The sequence below is a fragment of the Superficieibacter sp. genome, assembly GCF_032071645.1.
Lineage (GTDB): Bacteria > Pseudomonadota > Gammaproteobacteria > Enterobacterales > Enterobacteriaceae > Superficieibacter.
Genome location: NZ_DAMAPU010000011.1, coordinates 19,290 through 38,270, shown reverse-complemented (window position 1 = coordinate 38,270; position 18,981 = coordinate 19,290). Strand labels below are relative to the sequence as shown.

The window sequence follows — 18,981 nt, the reverse complement described above, 5'->3', positions numbered from 1 at the left end:
CCTGGTTATGAGTTGATCATGTCGCTATCCCGATTGCTTATCAAAGATTTCCGCAATATCGAAAATGCGGATCTCGCTTTATCTCCCGGCTTTAACTTCCTGGTTGGCGCAAATGGCAGCGGCAAAACCAGCGTACTGGAAGCTATCTACACGCTGGGTCACGGTCGGGCGTTTCGCAGCCTGCAAATCGGCCGGGTGATCCGCCACGAGCAGGAGGCGTTTGTCCTGCACGGGCGTTTACAGGGCGAAGAGCGGGAAATTTCGGTCGGTCTCACCAAAGACAAACAGGGCGACAGCAAAGTACGCATTGACGGCACCGACGGACATAAAGTCGCGGAGCTGGCGCACCTGATGCCGATGCAGTTAATTACGCCGGAAGGCTTTACGTTACTTAACGGCGGCCCCAAATACCGCAGAGCGTTCCTCGACTGGGGATGCTTTCACAACGAAGCCGGTTTTTTTACCGCCTGGAGCAACCTTAAACGGCTGCTGAAACAGCGCAATGCGGCGCTGCGCCAGGTGAGCCACTACGCGCAACTGCGCCCGTGGGATAAAGAACTGATCCCGCTGGCGGAACAAATCAGCCGCTGGCGTGCCGAATACAGCGCGGCCATTGCTGAAGATATGGCAGATACCTGCAAACAGTTTTTACCAGAGTTCGCCCTCACGTTCTCTTTCCAGCGCGGCTGGGAAAAAGAGAGCGATTACGCCGACGTGCTGGAGCGGAGCTTCGAGCGCGACAGAATGCTGACCTACACCGCGCACGGCCCGCACAAGGCGGATTTTCGCATTCGCGCCGACGGCGCGCCGGTGGAAGACACGTTGTCGCGCGGGCAGCTAAAACTCCTGATGTGCGCGCTGCGTCTGGCGCAGGGAGAGTTCCTCACCCGCGAAAGCGGACGGCGCTGTTTATACCTGATAGATGATTTTGCCTCAGAGCTTGACGACGCGCGGCGCGGACTGCTTGCCAGCCGCTTAAAAGCCACGCAGTCGCAGGTCTTTGTCAGCGCCATTAGCGCTGAACACGTTCTGGACATGTCGGACAAAAATTCGAAGATGTTCACCGTGGAAAAGGGTAAAATAGCGGATTAACCCAAGATAAAATGAGCGAGAAACGTTGATGTCGAATTCTTATGACTCCTCCAGTATCAAAGTCCTGAAAGGGCTGGATGCGGTACGTAAGCGCCCGGGTATGTATATCGGCGATACGGATGACGGCACCGGTCTGCACCACATGGTATTCGAGGTAGTAGATAACGCTATCGACGAAGCGCTCGCGGGTCACTGTAAAGATATCGTTGTGACGATCCACGCCGATAACTCCGTTTCCGTTACGGATGATGGCCGTGGCATTCCGACCGGTATTCACCCGGAAGAGGGTGTTTCGGCGGCGGAAGTGATCATGACCGTTCTGCACGCGGGCGGTAAATTCGATGATAACTCTTATAAAGTGTCCGGCGGCCTGCACGGCGTAGGCGTCTCCGTGGTGAACGCCCTGTCGCAGAAGCTGGAACTGCTGATCCGCCGTGAAGGCAAAGTGCATCAGCAAACTTATGTGCACGGCGTGCCTCAGGCACCGCTGGCGGTGACCGGCGATACCGACGCAACCGGTACGCAGGTGCGTTTCTGGCCGAGCCACGAAACGTTTACCAACGTGGTCGAATTTGAATACGATATCCTGGCCAAGCGTCTGCGCGAGCTGTCATTCCTCAACTCCGGCGTTTCTATCCGTCTGAAAGATAAGCGCGACGGCAAAGAAGACCATTTCCATTACGAAGGCGGCATCAAGGCGTTTGTTGAGTATCTCAACAAGAACAAAACGCCGATCCACCCGACCGTGTTCTATTTCTCCACCGAAAAAGACGGCATCGGCGTGGAAGTTGCGCTTCAGTGGAACGACGGCTTCCAGGAAAACATCTACTGCTTTACCAACAACATTCCGCAGCGCGACGGCGGGACTCACCTTGCAGGCTTCCGTGCGGCGATGACCCGTACCCTGAACGCCTACATGGACAAAGAAGGCTACAGCAAAAAAGCGAAAGTCAGCGCCACCGGCGACGATGCCCGTGAAGGTCTGATTGCCGTTGTTTCGGTCAAAGTGCCGGACCCGAAATTCTCCTCGCAGACCAAAGATAAACTGGTTTCTTCCGAGGTGAAATCAGCGGTGGAACAGCAGATGAACGAACTGCTGGCGGAATACCTGCTGGAAAACCCGTCCGACGCGAAAATCGTGGTTGGCAAAATTATCGACGCCGCGCGCGCGCGCGAAGCGGCGCGTAAAGCCCGTGAAATGACCCGTCGTAAAGGCGCGCTGGACTTAGCCGGTCTGCCGGGCAAGCTGGCGGACTGTCAGGAGCGCGATCCGGCCCACTCTGAACTGTACCTGGTGGAAGGGGACTCGGCGGGCGGCTCGGCAAAACAGGGGCGTAACCGTAAGAACCAGGCGATCCTGCCGCTGAAAGGTAAAATCCTTAACGTCGAGAAAGCGCGCTTCGACAAAATGCTCTCTTCGCAGGAAGTGGCGACGCTTATTACCGCGCTGGGTTGCGGTATTGGCCGTGACGAGTACAACCCGGACAAGCTGCGCTATCACAGCATCATTATCATGACCGATGCGGACGTCGATGGCTCGCACATCCGTACGCTGCTGCTGACCTTTTTCTACCGTCAAATGCCGGAAATCGTCGAGCGTGGGCACGTCTACATCGCCCAGCCGCCGTTGTATAAAGTGAAGAAAGGCAAGCAGGAACAGTACATTAAAGACGACGAAGCGATGGATCAGTATCAAATCTCCATCGCCCTGGACGGCGCATCCCTGCACGCAAACGCCCAGGCACCTGCGCTGGCAGGCGAGCCGCTGGAACGTCTGGTGTCTGAGTACAACGCCACGCAGAAAATGATTGGCCGCATGGAGCGTCGTTTCCCGAAATCGCTGCTGAAAGAGCTGGTGTATCAGCCGACGTTAAGCGAAGGCGATCTGGCGAACGAGCAGACCGTTACCCGCTGGGTATCGCAGCTGATCACCGTGCTGAACGATAACGAACAGCACGGCAGCGTGTGGAAATACGACATCCGTGAAAATACCGAGCTTCAGCAATTCGAGCCGATTATTCGCGTGCGTACCCACGGCGTGGACACGGATTACCCGCTGGATCACGAGTTCGTACTGGGCGCGGAATATCGCCGTCTCTGCACGCTGGGTGAGAAGCTGCGCGGCCTGATCGAAGACGACGCCTTCATCGAACGTGGCGAACGTCGTCAGCCGGTTGCCAGCTTCGAGCAGGCCCTGGAATGGCTGGTGAAAGAATCCCGTCGCGGCCTTGCGATTCAGCGTTATAAAGGTCTGGGCGAGATGAACCCGGAGCAGCTGTGGGAAACCACCATGGACCCGGAAAGCCGCCGTATGCTGCGCGTTACCGTGAAAGATGCGATTGCTGCCGACCAGCTCTTCACTACCCTGATGGGCGACGCCGTTGAACCGCGTCGCGCATTTATCGAAGAAAACGCCCTGAAAGCGGCGAACATCGATATTTAATCGCGGGTACTGAAGCCAACAAAAACGCCTGAATTTTCAGGCGTTTTTTATTTGTGCTGTGCCCGTACCGGGATGACAAAGCGGCGCGCCGACACGCTATGACATCGACAAAAGAGGAATCCGCGCCTCGTTCCCATCCTCCTTTTCGCCCGACTCTTTTACTGTCTTTTGAGCGGAATCGCGTTAGCATGAGCAACGGCTCATCTTATCGGGGAAATCATGGCTATCAAACTTATTGCAATCGACATGGACGGGACTTTGCTGCTGCCGGACCATAGTATCTCTCCCGCTGTTAAAAATGCGATCGCCGCCGCCCGCGAGCGTGGCGTGAGCGTCGTTATCACCACCGGTCGTCCTTATGCTGGCGTGCATCATTATCTGAAAGAGTTGCACATGGAGCAGGAAGGCGACTACTGCATTACCTATAACGGCGCGCTGGTGCAGAAGGGCAGCGATGGCAGCACCGTCGCGCAAACCGCACTGAAATATGACGATTATCGCTATCTGGAGCAGGTCGCTCGCGAGGTTGGATCGCATTTTCACGCGCTCGATCGCAATACGCTGTATACCGCCAACCGCGATATCAGCCGCTATACCGTTCATGAATCCTTTGTGGCGACCATTCCGCTGGTGTTCTGCGAACCTGAGAACATGGACCCGGAAACCCAGTTTCTGAAGGTGATGATGATCGACGAGCCAGCCATTCTGGATAAGGCTATCACCCGCATTCCTGCGGAAGTAAAAGAAAAATACACCGTGCTGAAAAGCGCGCCGTACTTCCTTGAAATCCTCGATAAGCGCGTGAACAAAGGCACCGGCGTGAAATCCCTGGCCGAAGCGCTGAACATCAGGCCGGAAGAAATCATGGCGATTGGCGATCAGGAAAATGACATCGCGATGATTGAATTTGCGGGTATGGGCGTGGCAATGGATAACGCTATCGATTCGGTGAAAGAGATCGCTGATTTCGTGACCAAATCCAACCTCGACGATGGCGTGGCGTATGCTATTGAGAAGTTTGTGCTGAATTAACCCCGCACCGGGACGTTACTGACGCGGCTGCGCATAATCATTCGCCGAAGCTGCGTCAGTAGTCTGGCCCTGAAGATTTTTCCCGGCATCCCCCGTTAAGAACTGCCGACGGGGTGGTCACGATATCAAGAAAATGATCTCTCAGCGGATCTTTTATCCGTGAATTCCATGCGATGCCGGTTTGCCATGTCGTATATTCACCTTCAAGCGCAATCAGATTCACGCCTGATGGCAGGATATGCCGGACACTTTCGGGTAACAGCGCTACACCATCACCCGCCGCAACTAGCGCCAGCAGAGTTTGAATGTCATCGGCGGCAGCCACCCTGGTGGGGGACAAATGATGCGACGTCAGGAAACTGGCTGTCTGTGTGGATAACCCTTCTCCACGGTTGGGAGAAAGTTGAAGAAGCTGGCTATTTTCAATCAGTTTCAGGGCATTTTCTAAACTGACAAAGCGGTCTGAAGCTACCGCAAGAACCAGTTTCTCTTCTGCCAGTACCTGACTTTGCAGCTTTTCAGAAACAGGTAGCCGCACAAACCCGGCCTGAAGATGTCCTTCGAGTAGCGCGTGGCATTGCACCCCCGAAGGCATATCGTTAAGAAAAACCTGTACGTCAGGAAACACACTACGAAAAACAGCGACTTTTTCCGGGGCCATTCGAAAAGAAGAAATACCAAATCCGAGGACAAGTTTTCCCGCTTTACCCTTGCGAATATCACCCGCCTTGTTCAGGCATTTTTCATAGTATTCCAACGCCTTACGCGCTTCAGGAAGTAGTTGCTCCCCGGCACTGGTCAATCGTGCACCATGACGCCCGCGCTGAAAGAGCGTGATCCCTAAGAGGTGTTCAAGTAGCTGGATCTGCTTTGTCAGGGCTGGCTGCGTGACACAAAGGCTTTCCGCCGCAGACCGATACCCTGCTGATTGAGAGAGCGTGACAAAGGCACGCAGTAGCTTTATATCCATTCCAGTCAGTTATCAAAGAGGGAGAAATTCTGATTATACATACTTCACTTCCCTCTGTTGGAATAAGGCTTCCCTTTACAGAGGATAAAGAAGATGGAAAAGAGTATTCGCGTAGCTTCGGTTCAGTTTTGCCATCGCGCCAGCGACAAGGCGTATAACTTATCGGTTATGGAAGATTTCATCGCCGAAGCCCGGCAGGAAAACGTACAAATTTTAGCATTCCCGGAAATGTGCATTACCGGATACTGGCATGTGCCCGATCTCAGTAGTCAGCAGGTCAATGCTTTGGCGGAGCGAGCCGACTGTAGCCCATCGCTGGATGTCATAACCGGCCTGGCGAAAAAATATCACATGGCAATCGGGGCCGGGTTTATTGAAAAAGGGGCTGACGGAAAATTATATAACGCTTATGCAGTGTGTATGCCTGGTGGTGAACGTCACATTCACCGAAAATTACATGCCTTCGAACACCCGGATATTGCCCGGGGCAATGACTTCACCGTCTTCGATACCCCCTGGGGCGTGCGCGTTGGTATTCTCATTTGTTGGGATAACAATCTGGTTGAAAATGCGCGCATTACAGCGCTAATGGGCGCTGATATTCTGATTGCTCCTCATCAAACCGGAGGGACGCATTCACGCAGCCCCTTTGGCATGAAGCCAATTCCTGTCAGCCTTTGGGAAAATCGCCACCAGGATCCGCAAGCGCTTAAATCTGCATGTCAGGGAGACAGTGGACGAGGCTGGATAATGCGCTGGCTGCCCGCACGAGCCCATGATAATGGGTTTTTCATCCTGTTCAGCAATGGTGTAGGGCTTGATAATGGCGAGGTCCGCACAGGGAATGCCATGATTCTTGATCCCTATGGAAGAGTTGTTAACGAAACTGACTCCTTTGACGATGCGATAGTCATTGCAGATCTGGAGCTGGAGTTATTAGCCATGTCGACAGGGCGGCGCTGGATCCATGGACGACGGCCTGAACTGTACACTATTCTGAGCGAATCTCAGGGCTATGAGCGCGATGCCAGAACGGCAAGGTTCTCAGAGGATATCCCTTCCTTCAGCGCTGGCGGGAATGAAGAGAAAGAAAAAATGGTTGATCAATAAAATCAGAGAATTAAACAGCGTGCCTTTGCTCGAAGGCGCGTTGTTTTAACGCCAGGGGTAACGCGCAAAATGAGGTGCGATCAATCCTCCTTGAAAGTCATTTATGCACGTAACCGATTCATCGACCACGTAACAATCACTCACTTGCGCCTCTCACTCAACGCTGGCTGTTAACCCCTCCTGCTTAAAAAAGACCGTTTTTCGTTTGCCGGACAGACCCTCAAAAGCCCGCAAAATCTTTTAACGTTTTTTTTACCAATTGTCGTTTTTGTGATCTGAATTGTAGTACGACCAATAATGATTGTACTACTATCCACTCACGGAACGACGAAGACCACACAAATTTGTACTTCAATGCTGGGGATTTTTGCATCAACGAGGATAAAGTAATGGCAGCGAAACCGCGTTAAGGACTTTCTATGACCATTACTAAAACAGACCGCATCATCGTTACCCTCGGACGGCAGATTGTGAGCGGTAAATATGTTCCCGGCGCAGCGCTGCCTTCCGAGGCAGATCTGTGCGAAGAGTTTGAAACCTCGCGCAATATTATCCGCGAGGTGTTTCGTTCCCTGATGGCGAAGCGGCTGATTGAAATGAAGCGCTATCGTGGCGCGTTTGTCTCGCCGCGCAACCAGTGGAACTACCTTGATACCGAGGTGTTGCAGTGGGTGCTGGAGAACGATTACGACCCGCGCCTGATTAGCGCAATGAGTGAAGTGCGAACGCTGGTGGAACCCGCCATTGCCCGCTGGGCCGCGGAGCGCGCGACCTCCAGCGAACTGGCGCAAATTGAGGCGGCGCTGAACGACATGATTGCCAATAACCAGGATCGGGACGCGTTTAACGAAGCGGACATCCGCTATCACGAAGCGGTGCTGAACGCGGTACACAATCCGGTATTGCAGCAGCTGAGCGTGGCGATCAGTTCGCTCCAGCGCGCCGTTTTTGAACGCACCTGGATGGGCGATGAAGCGAATATGCCAAAAACGCTCCAGGAACATAAGGCGCTGTTCGATGCGATCCGGCATCAGGACGGCAATGCAGCAGAGCAGGCGGCACAGACGATGATTGCCAGCTCGACCCGAAGGTTAAAGGAAATCACATGACATCACGCTATATCGCTATCGACTGGGGCTCCACCAATCTTCGCGCCTGGCTTTACCAGGGCGAAAACTGCCTGGAAAGCAGGCAATCGGAAGCCGGGATCACCCGTCTTAACGGGCGAACCTTCGATGCGGTACTGGCGCAAATTACCGAAGGGTGGGCGCAGGAAAATACGCCGATTGTGATGGCGGGAATGGTAGGAAGCAACGCAGGCTGGGTGAATGTCCCCTATCTTCCCTGTCCGGCACGTTTTGACGATATCGGCACGCAGCTCACCCGCGTTAAAGAAAATGTCTGGATCGTTCCCGGGTTGTGCATTGACCGGGAGGACAACCACAACGTCATGCGCGGTGAAGAAACCCAACTGACCGGCGCCTATGCCATGCAGCCTTCCGCCGTCTATGTGATGCCCGGCACCCACTGCAAGTGGGTACGGGTTAGCGACGGCGTAGTGGACGATTTTCGCACCGTAATGACCGGCGAACTGCACCACGTCCTGCTGAAGCATACGCTGGTGGGTGCCGGGCTGCCGGAACAGACCGACTCGCCGGAGGCGTTTGACGCCGGGCTGGCGCGCGGTCTGCAATCCCCCCATCTTCTTCCTCGCCTGTTTGAAGTCCGCGCCTCGCACGTCCTCGGCGCGCTGGCGCGTGAACAGGTGAGCGACTTTCTTTCCGGCCTGCTGATTGGCAGTGAAGTCGCCAGCATGGCTGACTTTATCCCGACGCAGCAGGCCGTCACCCTTGTCGCCAGTCCGTCACTCACCGCGCGCTATCAGCGGGCGTTTGAGTGCGTCGGGTGTCGCAGTCAGACGCTTAGCGGCGACGCAGCATTTCAGGCAGGAATAAGGAGCATCGCTCATGCAGTGGCAAAATAAACTTCCGCTTATCGCCATCCTTCGCGGTATTAAACCCGATGAAGCGCACGCCCATGTGGCGGCGGTGATTGAGGCGGGATTCGACGCGGTGGAGATCCCACTGAACTCGCCGGAATGGGAAAAAAGTATTCCGGCAATGGTAAACGCGTTCGGCGATAAAGCGCTGATTGGAGCAGGCACCGTGCTGACCCTGGCGCAGGTGGACCAGCTCGCCGAAATGGGCTGCAAATTAATGGTCACGCCTAACATCCAGCCGGAGCTAATCCGTCGTGCGGTAGAGCATGGCATGACCGTTTGCCCTGGCTGCGCCACGGCGACCGAAGCTTTCGACGCCATCAATGCCGGGGCGCAGTCGCTGAAAATTTTCCCGTCCTCGGCTTTCGGCCCGGACTATATCAAGGCGCTGAAAGCCGTCCTGCCGCCGGAAATCCCGGTGTTTGCGGTCGGCGGCGTCACGCCTGAAAACCTGAAGCAGTGGATTGACGCTGGTTGCGTCGGTGCCGGACTGGGCAGCGATCTCTATCGCGCCGGGCAACCCGTCGAACGCACCGCGCAACAGGCAGCCGCATTTGTTAAAGCGTATCGAGAGGCAGTGCAATGAAAATTACCAAACTCACCACGTACCGTTTACCCCCGCGCTGGATGTTCCTGAAAATCGAAACCGACGAAGGCGTTGTCGGCTGGGGCGAGCCGGTAATCGAAGGCCGCGCGCGTACCGTTGAAGCCGCAGTCCACGAGCTGGGCGAATTCCTGATTGGTCAGGACCCGGCGCGAATCAACGACTTATGGCAGGTCATGTACCGCGCGGGTTTCTATCGCGGCGGCCCGATCCTGATGAGCGCCATCGCCGGTATCGACCAGGCACTATGGGATATCAAAGGCAAAGTCCACAACGCGCCGGTATGGCAGCTAATGGGCGGCCTGGTGCGCGACAAAATCAAAGCCTATAGCTGGGTCGGCGGCGACCGTCCGGCAGACGCCATCGCCGGGATCAGCACCCTGCGCAAAATTGGTTTTGACACCTTTAAATTAAACGGCTGCGAAGAATTAGGCATTATTGATGATTCGCGCAAAGTCGATGCGGCGGTAAATACCGTGGCGCAAATTCGCGAAGCCTTCGGTAATGAAATTGAGTTTGGTCTCGATTTCCACGGTCGCGTCAGCGCACCGATGGCAAAAGTATTAATTAAAGAGCTGGAACAATATCGACCGCTATTTATTGAAGAGCCGGTATTAGCCGAGCAGGCGGAGTATTATCCACGCCTGGCAGCACAAACGCATATTCCGATTGCCGCGGGCGAACGCATGTTCTCGCGCTTTGAATTTAAACGGGTGCTGGAAGCGGGCGGGGTGGCAATTTTGCAGCCGGATCTTTCCCACGCAGGCGGTATCACCGAGTGCTATAAAATCGCCGGGATGGCAGAGGCTTACGATGTGGCGCTGGCTCCGCACTGCCCGCTGGGTCCGATTGCGCTGGCGGCCTGCTTGCACGTCGATTTTGTCTCGCACAATGCGGTGTTCCAGGAACAAAGCATGGGCATTCACTACAACAAAGGCGCGGAGCTGCTCGACTTCGTGAAAAATAAAGAAGATTTCAGCATGGAAGGCGGCTTCTTTAAACCGCTGATGAAACCGGGTCTTGGCGTTGAAATTGACGAAGAGAAGGTCATTGAGCTGAGCAAAAACGTGCAGGACTGGCGTAACCCGTTATGGCGTCACGCAGACGGTACTGTCGCCGAGTGGTAATTGCCCGATGACGCGGTAATAACGCGTCCAGCGCACTCAATATATTTTTAATTATTTACACCCTCTGTAAACCACAGGGCATGGTGAGTGGCCTCGCCATGCCAAAATTCGGAGACAGATCGTTATGGATATTTCTGTAACTACTGCAAAACCCGGCCGTCGCCGTTATTTAACGCTGGTGATGATCTTTATTACCGTGGTCATTTGTTATGTTGACCGCGCCAATCTGGCGGTGGCATCTGCCCATATTCAGGAAGAGTTTGGTATTACGAAAGCGCAAATGGGCTATGTATTTTCTGCCTTTGCGTGGCTTTATACGCTCTGCCAGATCCCCGGCGGCTGGTTCCTGGATCGCGTCGGCTCCCGTCTGACCTATTTTATCGCCATTTTCGGCTGGTCGGTCGCCACGCTGTTTCAGGGATTTGCCACCGGGCTAATGTCGCTGATTGGCCTGCGCGCCATCACCGGTATTTTTGAAGCCCCCGCCTTCCCAACCAACAACCGGATGGTGACAAGCTGGTTCCCGGAACACGAGCGCGCGTCGGCGGTGGGCTTTTACACGTCCGGGCAGTTCGTCGGCCTGGCATTCCTGACGCCGCTGCTGATTTGGATCCAGGAGCTTCTGAGCTGGCACTGGGTGTTTATCGTGACCGGCGGCATCGGCATCGTCTGGTCATTGATCTGGTTTAAAGTCTATCAGCCGCCGCGCCTGACGAAAGGCATCGGTAAAGCGGAGCTGGACTACATCCGCGACGGTGGCGGGCTGGTTGACGGCGACGCGCCGATCAAAAAAGAAGAGCGCCAGAAACTGACCAAAGCGGACTGGAAGCTGGTTTTCCACCGCAAGCTGGTGGGCGTATATCTGGGCCAGTTCGCCGTGACCTCGACGCTGTGGTTCTTCCTGACGTGGTTCCCGAACTACCTCACCCAGGAAAAAGGGATCACCGCGCTGAAAGCAGGCTTTATGACCACCGTGCCATTCCTCGCCGCGTTCTTTGGCGTACTGCTGTCGGGCTGGGTGGCGGATCGGCTGGTGCGCAAAGGCTACTCTCTGGGCGTGGCGCGTAAAACGCCGATCATCTGCGGCTTGCTGATTTCCACCTGCATTATGGGCGCGAACTACACCAACGACCCGATCTGGATCATGTCGCTGATGGCGATAGCCTTCTTCGGCAACGGCTTTGCCTCCATCACCTGGTCGCTGGTTTCGTCGCTGGCCCCGATGCGCCTGATTGGTCTGACCGGCGGCGTGTTTAACTTCGTCGGCGGTTTAGGCGGCATCACCGTTCCATTGGTGATCGGCTACCTGGCGCAGGACTACGGTTTTGGCCCGGCGCTGGTCTATATTTCCGTGGTGGCACTGCTCGGTGCGCTCTCCTACATCCTGCTGGTTGGCGACGTTAAACGAGTAGGCTAACGTTCCGCCTTGCGCTACCCTGATGCGATATCATGCATCAGGGTAGTTTTATGAAACAAATCACCTTCGCCCCCCGCCATCATCAGTTAACCAACATCAATACCTGGACGCCGGACGGCCAGTGGCTGGTTTTTGACGTGCGCCCTTCCGGCGCGTCATTTACCGGAGAAACCATTGAGCGCGTGAATGTACAGACCGGGGCGGTGGAGGTGATTTATCGCGCCACGGAGGGGGCACACGTCGGCGTGGTGACGGTCAGCCCGGTGGCAGAAAAGTACGTGTTTATCCACGGACCGGAACACCCGGATGCGCAGTGGCATTACGATTTTCATCATCGCCGTGGCGTGGTGGTGGAAAAGGGCCGCGCCAAAAACCTCGACGCGATGGATATCACCGCGCCCTACACTTGCGGCGCGCTGCGCGGCGGCACCCATGTCCACGTCTTCAGCCCGAACGGGCAGTTTGTCAGTTTTACCTACAATGACCACGTACTGCACGAGCGCGATCCGGGGCGGGATCTGCGCAACGTAGGAGTGGCGGCCCCTTTTGGTCCGGTTACGCCGCATGGCCATCATCCGCGTGAATATGGCGGCAGCCACTGGTGCGTGCTGGTCAGCCGTACCACGCCCGCGCCGCGCCCCGGCAGCGATGATATCAACCGCGCTTATGAAGAAGGCTGGGTGGGCAATCAGGCGCTGGCGTTTATCGGCGATACGCTGTCGCTGAAAGGCGAAAAAGTCCCGGAACTGTTTATTGTCGATCTGCCGCAGCATGAAGCAGGATGGAAGCAGAGTGGAGCCGATGCGCTTGCCGGTACGGAAAATACCCTGCCTGCGCCGCCTGCGGGCGTGGTGCAGCGCCGCCTGACCTTTACCCATCAGCGCGCGTTTCCAGGACTGGCGACGCTTCCCCGCCACTGGGTGCGGGCCAATCCTCAGGGCACGTCCATCGCGTTTCTGATGCGCGATGACGCGGGCGTTATTCAGCTCTGGCTTATCTCACCGGCGGGCGGTGAACCGCAGCAGCTCACGCATAATCACACGGATATTCAGTCGGCGTTTAACTGGCATCCGTCAGGGAAGTGGCTGGGATTTGTGCTGGATGGACGGATTGCCTGCTGCGACGCGCAGCGCGGAGAAGTGGCTTTTTTGACTGCCGATCGTGCGAACTGTCCTTCCGCTGATGCGATTGTCTTTTCACCTGACGGTCAGTACATCGCCTGGATGGAAGAGGTTGAAGGCTTCCGTCAGCTGTGGGTAACGGAAACCGGACGCTGATTACTGTGGCATCTGCGCGGGCGGGATCACGTCATTGGTGGCCTGTGAATCTTTCTCGCTCTTTTCAACGCGGGATTTTACCGAGCTGTCGGTGCGGAACATATCCCACGGCAGCAGGACGGTATCGACGATGGCCGTGAACGGCAGATCCAGCAAGACCAGCGATTTCGTTCCCCAGTTGGTGTTGCTGGAAAGCATATTGCTGCTGGCGCGCGTACCAGGATAAACCCCCTCTTTGCCGCCGGTGTGCGACATCACGCTGGAGCAACTGCATAAAAAAACTATCCCACTGAGCAATGCCAGCTTAAAAACTACTTTTTTCATCATATTTTTAATCATCTTGGTGGCACTGGAAAAACCGTGTATCCGGGTTATAGCTTTCCCTGTCAGAAATGAACAGACCGGAAACGTTGCTCTGTGGCGGTAATCGCAATTTGACCTTTTGTGCGATGATTCCAGTGTATGCGCTGTGTGTAAAAGTGCAAAAATTCAGACCGCCGCTCTTGAAAGAAGTTTCGTCGTACCCATTTATCAGGTGTAACCCAATGAGGAACATGCCTGAGGGGTGTTCCGGGACTCCCGACCTGTCCATGACGGAAGGTCAGTAACAAAATACTCGCTGATTTCAGGAGCTTTTATTATGCGTAATTTCGATCTCTCCCCACTGTACCGTTCAGCTATCGGCTTCGATCGTCTGTTTAACCTGCTGGAAAACAACCAGACCCAGAGCAACGGCGGCTATCCTCCGTATAACGTGGAACTGGTAGATGAAAACCACTACCGCATTGCGATTGCCGTAGCCGGTTTTGCGGAGAGCGAGCTGGAAATCACCGCCCAGGACAACCTGCTGGTGGTAAAAGGCTCCCATGCCACCGAGCAGAAAGAACGTACCTACCTTTATCAGGGTATCGCCGAGCGTAACTTCGAACGTAAATTCCAGCTTGCGGAAAACATTCATGTGAAAGGCGCAAACCTGGTCAACGGCCTGCTGTATGTCGAACTGGAACGCGTTGTTCCTGAAGCGAAAAAACCGCGCCGTATCGATATCAACTAATTTCATCCGGGTCGCCGCAGGCGGCCTGTTTTAACCCGTGCTCGCCGTCAGGGAGCCGATGCGAATCTTCGGATTTGCAGATATTCACTCGCTTCTCAGAAGGAGAATGTAATATGCGTAACTACGATTTATCCCCGCTGCTGCGTCAATGGATTGGTTTTGACAAACTGGCCAACGCGCTGCAAAGCACCACGGAAGGCCAGGCCTTCCCGCCGTATAACATCGAAAAAGGTGACGATAACCACTATCGCATCACCCTCGCGCTGGCCGGATTCCGTCAGGAAGATCTGGATATCCAGCTTGAAGGCACCCGCCTGACCGTTAAAGGCACGCCGGTCAAAAGCGAAACCGAACCGAAATGGCTACATCAGGGACTGGTGATGCAACCGTTCAGCCTGACGTTTACCCTGGCTGAATATATGGAAGTCGCCGGAGCGACCTTCAATAACGGTCTGCTGCATATTGATATTGTGCGCAATGTCCCCGAGGCCATCGCTCCCCAGCGTATCGCTATCAGCGAGCGTCCGGCGCTGAATAGTTAAGCTGCGCCCTCTTTAAAAGGCTCCCGTTGTGGAGCCTTTTTTGTCTCTTTGCCCGCAGAGCAATGACGGGATACACTGGTCACAATGCGGGAATTCGGGAGCGGCTATGCGCGTTGAAAAAGTGGAATTTGAAGGGCTGTCAGGCGTCGGGCGGGTCCAGCTCGACCTCGCGCCAGATCAACACATTTATACCTTTATCGGCGCGAATGGCGTGGGCAAGACCAAAACGCTGGAGGCGCTGTTTCAGGTTCTGTTTTTTAGCTGTGAACAGGTTAAAGGTGTTTCAGTTGGGTTTGCGCACGGTGATTTCAGATTCAGATCGTTCCTGAAAAGCGGGCAGCCCGATGTGGTTATTGGCATTGACGACAAAATTTTTCCCACTTCCTCAAAACTTACCGAAATATTTTCCAGCCTTGCCCATCCTCACCCCGTTATTTTCCTTGGAGCGCAGGCAAGAGGCGTCGTGAAACATAGCGAGCGCTCGTCGGGTCAGCCTCCAGGCACGCTGTCCCAGCGGCGGGAAAAATATCTCACAGCAACAATGTATAAAATGAAGTCCGATTTTGGCTCTATGAACATGGAAACCAGTATCGAAGAGTGGTTTGTTACGCTTGCCCGCTCCTCCAACCCGTATCAGAAAAAAGAAGACAATCGCGAAATCGAAATCAAAACGGTCATTCGTTTGCTGCATGATATCGATGCCCGTATCGATCCCGATTTCCTCGAAATCAGCGGTGATGATCGCGTCAGCCTGAAGATTGAGGGGCAAAAGCGCGAACTGGCACAGCTTAGCTCCGGTTTTACCTCCATCCTGAAACTCATCCAGGCTATCGTGTCTGGCTACGGCTACTTCACCAATGAAACCGAGCTGCAAAAAGTAAATGGGATCGTGTTAATTGATGAAATCGAAAGCCATCTGCACCTGACCTGGCAGGCCAGCATCATTCCGCTGCTGAAAAAACTCTTCCCCAACACGACGTTCTACATTACCACCCACTCATCGGTCGTACTTTCACAGTTGAAAGAAGGCGAGGCGTATACGCTGTATCGCGATGATGACGGTGCGGTAAAAACCAGGCTCATTCCGGCTCCGAATAAAGCCGCGTTGGCGGATATTTTAAGAGACGTTTTCCAGGTCGATCTTAATCAAATGAAGTTTGAAAACAGCAGCGTAGACGAACAGGCCGCAGGAAAAGCACGTCTGCTGGCGTTGCTGAAACAGCAGGAGAGTAAAAAATGACACGGAAAGTTTTGCTGGACGCTAATCTTTTGATCGCCGCCTTTGATACTAACGGCACCACGTCGGAGGCGATGAAAGCGATTGCCAGCGAAAAACTCGCGGCGCTGTTAAACGACCCGGAAGCGCTGATTTTTATTACTCCGCTGGTGCGCTACGAAGTATTAAGAGGGATTAGCTGGCAAAACCAGGCTGATTTCCTGACGATGCAGACGACACTTAACGAATTTCCAGAACTGGAGATCACCCGCGATATTTCTGAGCTATCCGCTAATCTCTTCCGCCTGGACAAGGATAACGCGATAAAACTCAATGAAAAACGCAACGTTGATAAACGGCGCTTTGATGTTTTTCATTTTTGTAGCGCGCACTGTAACAGCCTCGAATTGTGCTCGAACGATACCGATATCGCGAAAATCGCCAGCCTGCATATGACATATCAACAAACTATTGTTGCCTGATCTGAAAGCCCCGAACTCACGGGGCTTTTTTGTGCGCTACCACCCATACATCCCCCGTTATCTCTGCCAGAATCCTTTCTATCCGTAATGTTATTCACAGGGAAAAAAAGATGAGTGATATAGCATTAACCGTCAGCGTTCTGGCGCTGGTGGCTGTAGTAGGGTTGTGGATCGGCAATATCAAAATACGCGGTGTGGGGTTTGGCATCGGCGGGGTGCTTTTTGGTGGCATTATCGTCGGACACTTTGTCGAACAGGCAGGCATCACCCTGAGTAGCCCGATGCTGCATTTTATTCAGGAGTTTGGCCTGATCCTCTTTGTCTACACCATTGGTATTCAGGTGGGACCGGGGTTTTTTACCTCGTTGCGGGTATCGGGACTGCGGCTGAATTTATTTGCCATCCTCATCGTCATTATGGGCGGGCTGGTCACCGCCATTGTGCACAAATTCTTTAATGTTCCGCTGCCGGTGGTGCTCGGCATTTTCTCCGGTGCGGTGACGAATACGCCCGCGCTGGGAGCCGGGCAGCAGATCCTGCGTGACCTTGGCGTGGGCGGAGATGTCGTCGATCAAATGGGGATGAGCTACGCAATGGCCTATCCGTTTGGTATTTGCGGCATTCTTCTCTCTATGTGGCTGATTCGCCTTTTCTTTCGCGTTAGCGTTGAGAAAGAAGCGCAGGACTTTGATGCCAGTTCCGGCAGCAGAAATCTCCAGCTTCAGACCATTAATCTCTGCGTTGAAAACCCGAATCTGCATAACCTTGCGTTACAGGAGATCCCGTTGCTCGACAGCGATAAAATCGTCTGCTCGCGCCTGAAACGTGGCGATATCCTGATGGTTCCCGCGCCCACGACCCTGATTCAGAACGGCGATTTGCTGTATCTGGTCGGGCAGCAGGCGGATCTGACTGCCGCGAAGCTGGTGATTGGTAAAGAGGTTGAAACCTCGCTGTCAACGCACGGCACCGACCTTTGCGTTGAGCGGGTGGTGGTCACTAACGAAAAAGTGCTCGGCAAGAAGCTGCGCGATCTGGATTTCAAACAGCGCTATGACGTGGTGATTTCAAGACTTAACCGCGCCGGGATCGAGCTGGTCGCCAGCAACAGCGCCGTATTGCAGTTCGGCGATATTCTTAATCTGGTGGGCCGCCAGGCATCAATTGATGCGGTCGCGGCGGAGCTGGGCAACGCGCAGCAAAAACTTCAGCAGGTGCAGATGCTGCCGGTATTTATCGGCATCGGGCTCGGCGTGCTGCTGGGCTCCATTCCGCTGTTTATCCCCGGTTTCCCGGTCGCGCTGAAGCTGGGGCTGGCCGGTGGGCCGCTGATTATGGCGCTGATCCTCGGGCGCATCGGCACTATCGGCAAGCTGTACTGGTTTATGCCGCCGAGCGCAAACCTCGCGCTGCGTGAGCTGGGGATCGTGCTGTTTCTGGCAGTCGTCGGGCTGAAATCCGGCGGTGACTTTGTTCAGACGCTGGTTGAGGGCGATGGTTTAAGCTGGGTAGGCTACGGTATTTTTATCACCGGTATTCCGCTTATCACCGTCGGCATTCTGGCGCGCATGTTGGCGAAGATGAATTATCTGACCATTTGCGGGATGCTCGCCGGGTCCATGACCGATCCGCCCGCGCTGGCTTTTGCGAACAATCTCCATTCGACCAGCGGGGCGGCAGCGCTGTCATACGCCACGGTTTACCCGCTGGTCATGTTCCTGCGCATTATCACCCCCCAGTTGCTGGCAGTTCTGTTCTGGGGGATAAGTTAATGCACGCGCAGCAGGTGGTAATCGACCTGATACTCGCTGGCATTGCGAAACATAATCGAATAGTTTAAAAACTCGCCGCTATTGCTGTAGGAAAGTGAAGTAATACGCAATAGCGGCGTATTTTCTGTCACCATCATTAATTGCGCAACTTTTCTGTCCGCCAGCACCGGCGACAGGCTTTCATAATTCCCGGTGATTATTATTCCGCACTCATTTTCAATATAGCGAAACTTCGAGCCTTCCAGATGTGCAATCGATAAATTGCGAAACAGCTTTACCGGCATATAGCTGTCTTCAAGCATTATAGGTTTATCATCGACATAACGTAGACGCCGCGAATAATAAATCCGCTCATCGGGCTGAATTCGTAGCTGCCTGGCAATAGCGGGCGGCGCGGGCATCACCACAAAATCCAGAACCTTACTGAATACAATCCGGCCCTGGCTCTCCATGACCTCGCATAATCCGGTCAGATTGCTGGTCTCCTGATACACATCCTTTTGAATCACATACGTTCCGCTACCGTGTTTACGTTCGACCAGCCCCCAGAGAATTAACAAATCAATGGCTTTACGAATGGTCATCCGCGAAACGGCATACTCCTCCGCCAGCTTTTTTTCGCCCGGAAGTGGACTGCCAACATTGTAATGCTCTGAATTAAGCCGCAGCCGTAATTTATCGGCTATCGATTTGTAGATCATCGTTAGATCTCTCCTTGTCCCCGGTACGCATCGGTAAACGTACTATTTATCAATATAAAGCAACAGGTTATAAAAATGAAAAGTTAAGCGGCAGATAAACATGTCTAACATTTGGCAGAAAACAATACAACTCGCCCTAATTT

The 18,981-nt window shown here is 54.2% G+C and carries 17 protein-coding genes, 1 pseudogene and 1 other annotated feature; of the genes and pseudogenes, 15 read left to right on the top strand and 3 right to left on the bottom strand.

Translation table 11 applies throughout. The features are described from left to right. The first annotated feature begins 18 nt into the window (after positions 1–18). The 3 genes from recF (at position 19) to yidA (ending at position 4,567) form a co-directional block, all read left to right on the top strand. Positions 19–1,092 carry a DNA replication/repair protein RecF gene (gene recF / locus RT197_RS17030; RefSeq protein WP_312952332.1) on the top strand — a complete coding sequence of 358 codons (1,074 nt, stop codon included), beginning with the start codon at positions 19–21 and terminating at the stop codon, positions 1,090–1,092. Positions 1,093–1,120: 28 nt separating this feature from the next. After that, positions 1,121–3,535: a DNA topoisomerase (ATP-hydrolyzing) subunit B gene (gyrB, locus tag RT197_RS17025; protein WP_312952331.1), complete on the top strand. Its 2,415-nt coding sequence runs from the start codon at positions 1,121–1,123 to the stop codon at positions 3,533–3,535. Between the two features lie 219 nt (positions 3,536–3,754). Next, a complete protein-coding gene (gene yidA / locus RT197_RS17020) occupies positions 3,755–4,567 on the top strand; it encodes a sugar-phosphatase (protein WP_312952330.1) in 813 nt (270 codons plus the stop codon). A 55-nt stretch (positions 4,568–4,622) separates the two neighbouring features. On the opposite strand, the gene RT197_RS17015 is transcribed toward yidA, so the two are convergent. Continuing rightward, positions 4,623–5,537: a LysR family transcriptional regulator gene (locus tag RT197_RS17015; RefSeq protein WP_312952329.1), complete on the bottom strand. Its 915-nt coding sequence runs from the start codon at positions 5,535–5,537 to the stop codon at positions 4,623–4,625. 93 nt (positions 5,538–5,630) lie between these two features. Between RT197_RS17015 and RT197_RS17010 the strand changes: the two genes are divergently transcribed. From RT197_RS17010 to RT197_RS16980, 7 genes and pseudogenes are all read left to right on the top strand, one after another. Further along, complete coding sequence (locus RT197_RS17010; protein ID WP_312952328.1) at positions 5,631–6,647, top strand: nitrilase family protein; 1,017 nt, start codon at positions 5,631–5,633, stop codon at positions 6,645–6,647. Between the two features lie 419 nt (positions 6,648–7,066). After that, on the top strand, positions 7,067–7,756 hold the full coding sequence (gene dgoR / locus RT197_RS17005) for a D-galactonate utilization transcriptional regulator DgoR (RefSeq protein ID WP_312952327.1): 690 nt from the start codon (positions 7,067–7,069) through the stop codon (positions 7,754–7,756). Beyond that, positions 7,753–8,631, top strand: a complete 879-nt coding sequence (locus RT197_RS17000) for a 2-dehydro-3-deoxygalactonokinase (RefSeq protein ID WP_312952326.1) — start codon at positions 7,753–7,755, stop codon at positions 8,629–8,631. Before dgoR ends, RT197_RS17000 begins: the two co-directional genes overlap by 4 nt. Beyond that, entirely contained in the window at positions 8,615–9,232 is a 618-nt protein-coding gene (locus RT197_RS16995) for a 2-dehydro-3-deoxy-6-phosphogalactonate aldolase (protein WP_312952325.1), read from the top strand. Before RT197_RS17000 ends, RT197_RS16995 begins: the two co-directional genes overlap by 17 nt. Further along, entirely contained in the window at positions 9,229–10,377 is a 1,149-nt protein-coding gene (gene dgoD / locus RT197_RS16990) for a galactonate dehydratase (protein ID WP_312952324.1), read from the top strand. Before RT197_RS16995 ends, dgoD begins: the two co-directional genes overlap by 4 nt. A gap of 80 nt (positions 10,378–10,457) precedes the next feature. Beyond that, positions 10,458–11,794 (top strand): annotated as a pseudogene (locus tag RT197_RS16985) (MFS transporter). Between the two features lie 50 nt (positions 11,795–11,844). Next, positions 11,845–13,071: a DUF3748 domain-containing protein gene (locus tag RT197_RS16980; RefSeq protein WP_312952323.1), complete on the top strand. Its 1,227-nt coding sequence runs from the start codon at positions 11,845–11,847 to the stop codon at positions 13,069–13,071. Here RT197_RS16980 and RT197_RS16975 read toward each other — a convergent pair whose 3' ends face one another. Beyond that, positions 13,072–13,398, bottom strand: a complete 327-nt coding sequence (locus RT197_RS16975) for a YceK/YidQ family lipoprotein (RefSeq protein WP_312952322.1) — start codon at positions 13,396–13,398, stop codon at positions 13,072–13,074. A 243-nt stretch (positions 13,399–13,641) separates the two neighbouring features. After that, positions 13,642–13,718, top strand: a sequence feature (ROSE (Repression Of Heat Shock gene Expression) occurs in the 5'-region of heat shock genes and acts as an RNA thermometer to modulate expression.). Between RT197_RS16975 and ibpA the strand changes: the two genes are divergently transcribed. From ibpA to RT197_RS16950, 5 genes are all read left to right on the top strand, one after another. Continuing rightward, entirely contained in the window at positions 13,712–14,125 is a 414-nt protein-coding gene (ibpA, locus tag RT197_RS16970; protein WP_312952321.1) for a small heat shock chaperone IbpA, read from the top strand. Its footprint overlaps the feature before it by 7 nt. A 113-nt stretch (positions 14,126–14,238) precedes the next feature. Next, complete coding sequence (ibpB, locus tag RT197_RS16965) at positions 14,239–14,667, top strand: small heat shock chaperone IbpB (protein ID WP_312952320.1); 429 nt, start codon at positions 14,239–14,241, stop codon at positions 14,665–14,667. A gap of 106 nt (positions 14,668–14,773) precedes the next feature. Then, positions 14,774–15,907 carry an AAA family ATPase gene (locus RT197_RS16960; RefSeq protein WP_312952319.1) on the top strand — a complete coding sequence of 378 codons (1,134 nt, stop codon included), beginning with the start codon at positions 14,774–14,776 and terminating at the stop codon, positions 15,905–15,907. Continuing rightward, positions 15,904–16,365 (top strand): PIN domain-containing protein, encoded by a 462-nt coding sequence (locus tag RT197_RS16955; protein WP_312952318.1) that lies wholly within the window; start codon positions 15,904–15,906, stop codon positions 16,363–16,365. The genes RT197_RS16960 and RT197_RS16955 overlap by 4 nt, the downstream gene beginning before the upstream one ends. A 110-nt stretch (positions 16,366–16,475) precedes the next feature. Next, positions 16,476–18,137 (top strand): putative transporter, encoded by a 1,662-nt coding sequence (locus RT197_RS16950; protein ID WP_312952317.1) that lies wholly within the window; start codon positions 16,476–16,478, stop codon positions 18,135–18,137. On the opposite strand, the gene RT197_RS16945 is transcribed toward RT197_RS16950, so the two are convergent. Then, positions 18,134–18,838 (bottom strand): GntR family transcriptional regulator, encoded by a 705-nt coding sequence (locus RT197_RS16945; RefSeq protein ID WP_312952316.1) that lies wholly within the window; start codon positions 18,836–18,838, stop codon positions 18,134–18,136. The genes RT197_RS16950 and RT197_RS16945 overlap by 4 nt on opposite strands. Positions 18,839–18,981: the final 143 nt, after the last annotated feature.

Coding starts and splice junctions, on each gene's coding strand:
- recF (WP_312952332.1), top strand. CDS start 19: ATGTCGCTATCCCGATTGCTTATCAAAGATTTCCGCAATATCGAAAAT.
- gyrB (WP_312952331.1), top strand. CDS start 1,121: ATGTCGAATTCTTATGACTCCTCCAGTATCAAAGTCCTGAAAGGGCTG.
- yidA (WP_312952330.1), top strand. CDS start 3,755: ATGGCTATCAAACTTATTGCAATCGACATGGACGGGACTTTGCTGCTG.
- RT197_RS17015 (WP_312952329.1), bottom strand. CDS start 5,537: ATGGATATAAAGCTACTGCGTGCCTTTGTCACGCTCTCTCAATCAGCA.
- RT197_RS17010 (WP_312952328.1), top strand. CDS start 5,631: ATGGAAAAGAGTATTCGCGTAGCTTCGGTTCAGTTTTGCCATCGCGCC.
- dgoR (WP_312952327.1), top strand. CDS start 7,067: ATGACCATTACTAAAACAGACCGCATCATCGTTACCCTCGGACGGCAG.
- RT197_RS17000 (WP_312952326.1), top strand. CDS start 7,753: ATGACATCACGCTATATCGCTATCGACTGGGGCTCCACCAATCTTCGC.
- RT197_RS16995 (WP_312952325.1), top strand. CDS start 8,615: ATGCAGTGGCAAAATAAACTTCCGCTTATCGCCATCCTTCGCGGTATT.
- dgoD (WP_312952324.1), top strand. CDS start 9,229: ATGAAAATTACCAAACTCACCACGTACCGTTTACCCCCGCGCTGGATG.
- RT197_RS16980 (WP_312952323.1), top strand. CDS start 11,845: ATGAAACAAATCACCTTCGCCCCCCGCCATCATCAGTTAACCAACATC.
- RT197_RS16975 (WP_312952322.1), bottom strand. CDS start 13,398: ATGATGAAAAAAGTAGTTTTTAAGCTGGCATTGCTCAGTGGGATAGTT.
- ibpA (WP_312952321.1), top strand. CDS start 13,712: ATGCGTAATTTCGATCTCTCCCCACTGTACCGTTCAGCTATCGGCTTC.
- ibpB (WP_312952320.1), top strand. CDS start 14,239: ATGCGTAACTACGATTTATCCCCGCTGCTGCGTCAATGGATTGGTTTT.
- RT197_RS16960 (WP_312952319.1), top strand. CDS start 14,774: ATGCGCGTTGAAAAAGTGGAATTTGAAGGGCTGTCAGGCGTCGGGCGG.
- RT197_RS16955 (WP_312952318.1), top strand. CDS start 15,904: ATGACACGGAAAGTTTTGCTGGACGCTAATCTTTTGATCGCCGCCTTT.
- RT197_RS16950 (WP_312952317.1), top strand. CDS start 16,476: ATGAGTGATATAGCATTAACCGTCAGCGTTCTGGCGCTGGTGGCTGTA.
- RT197_RS16945 (WP_312952316.1), bottom strand. CDS start 18,838: ATGATCTACAAATCGATAGCCGATAAATTACGGCTGCGGCTTAATTCA.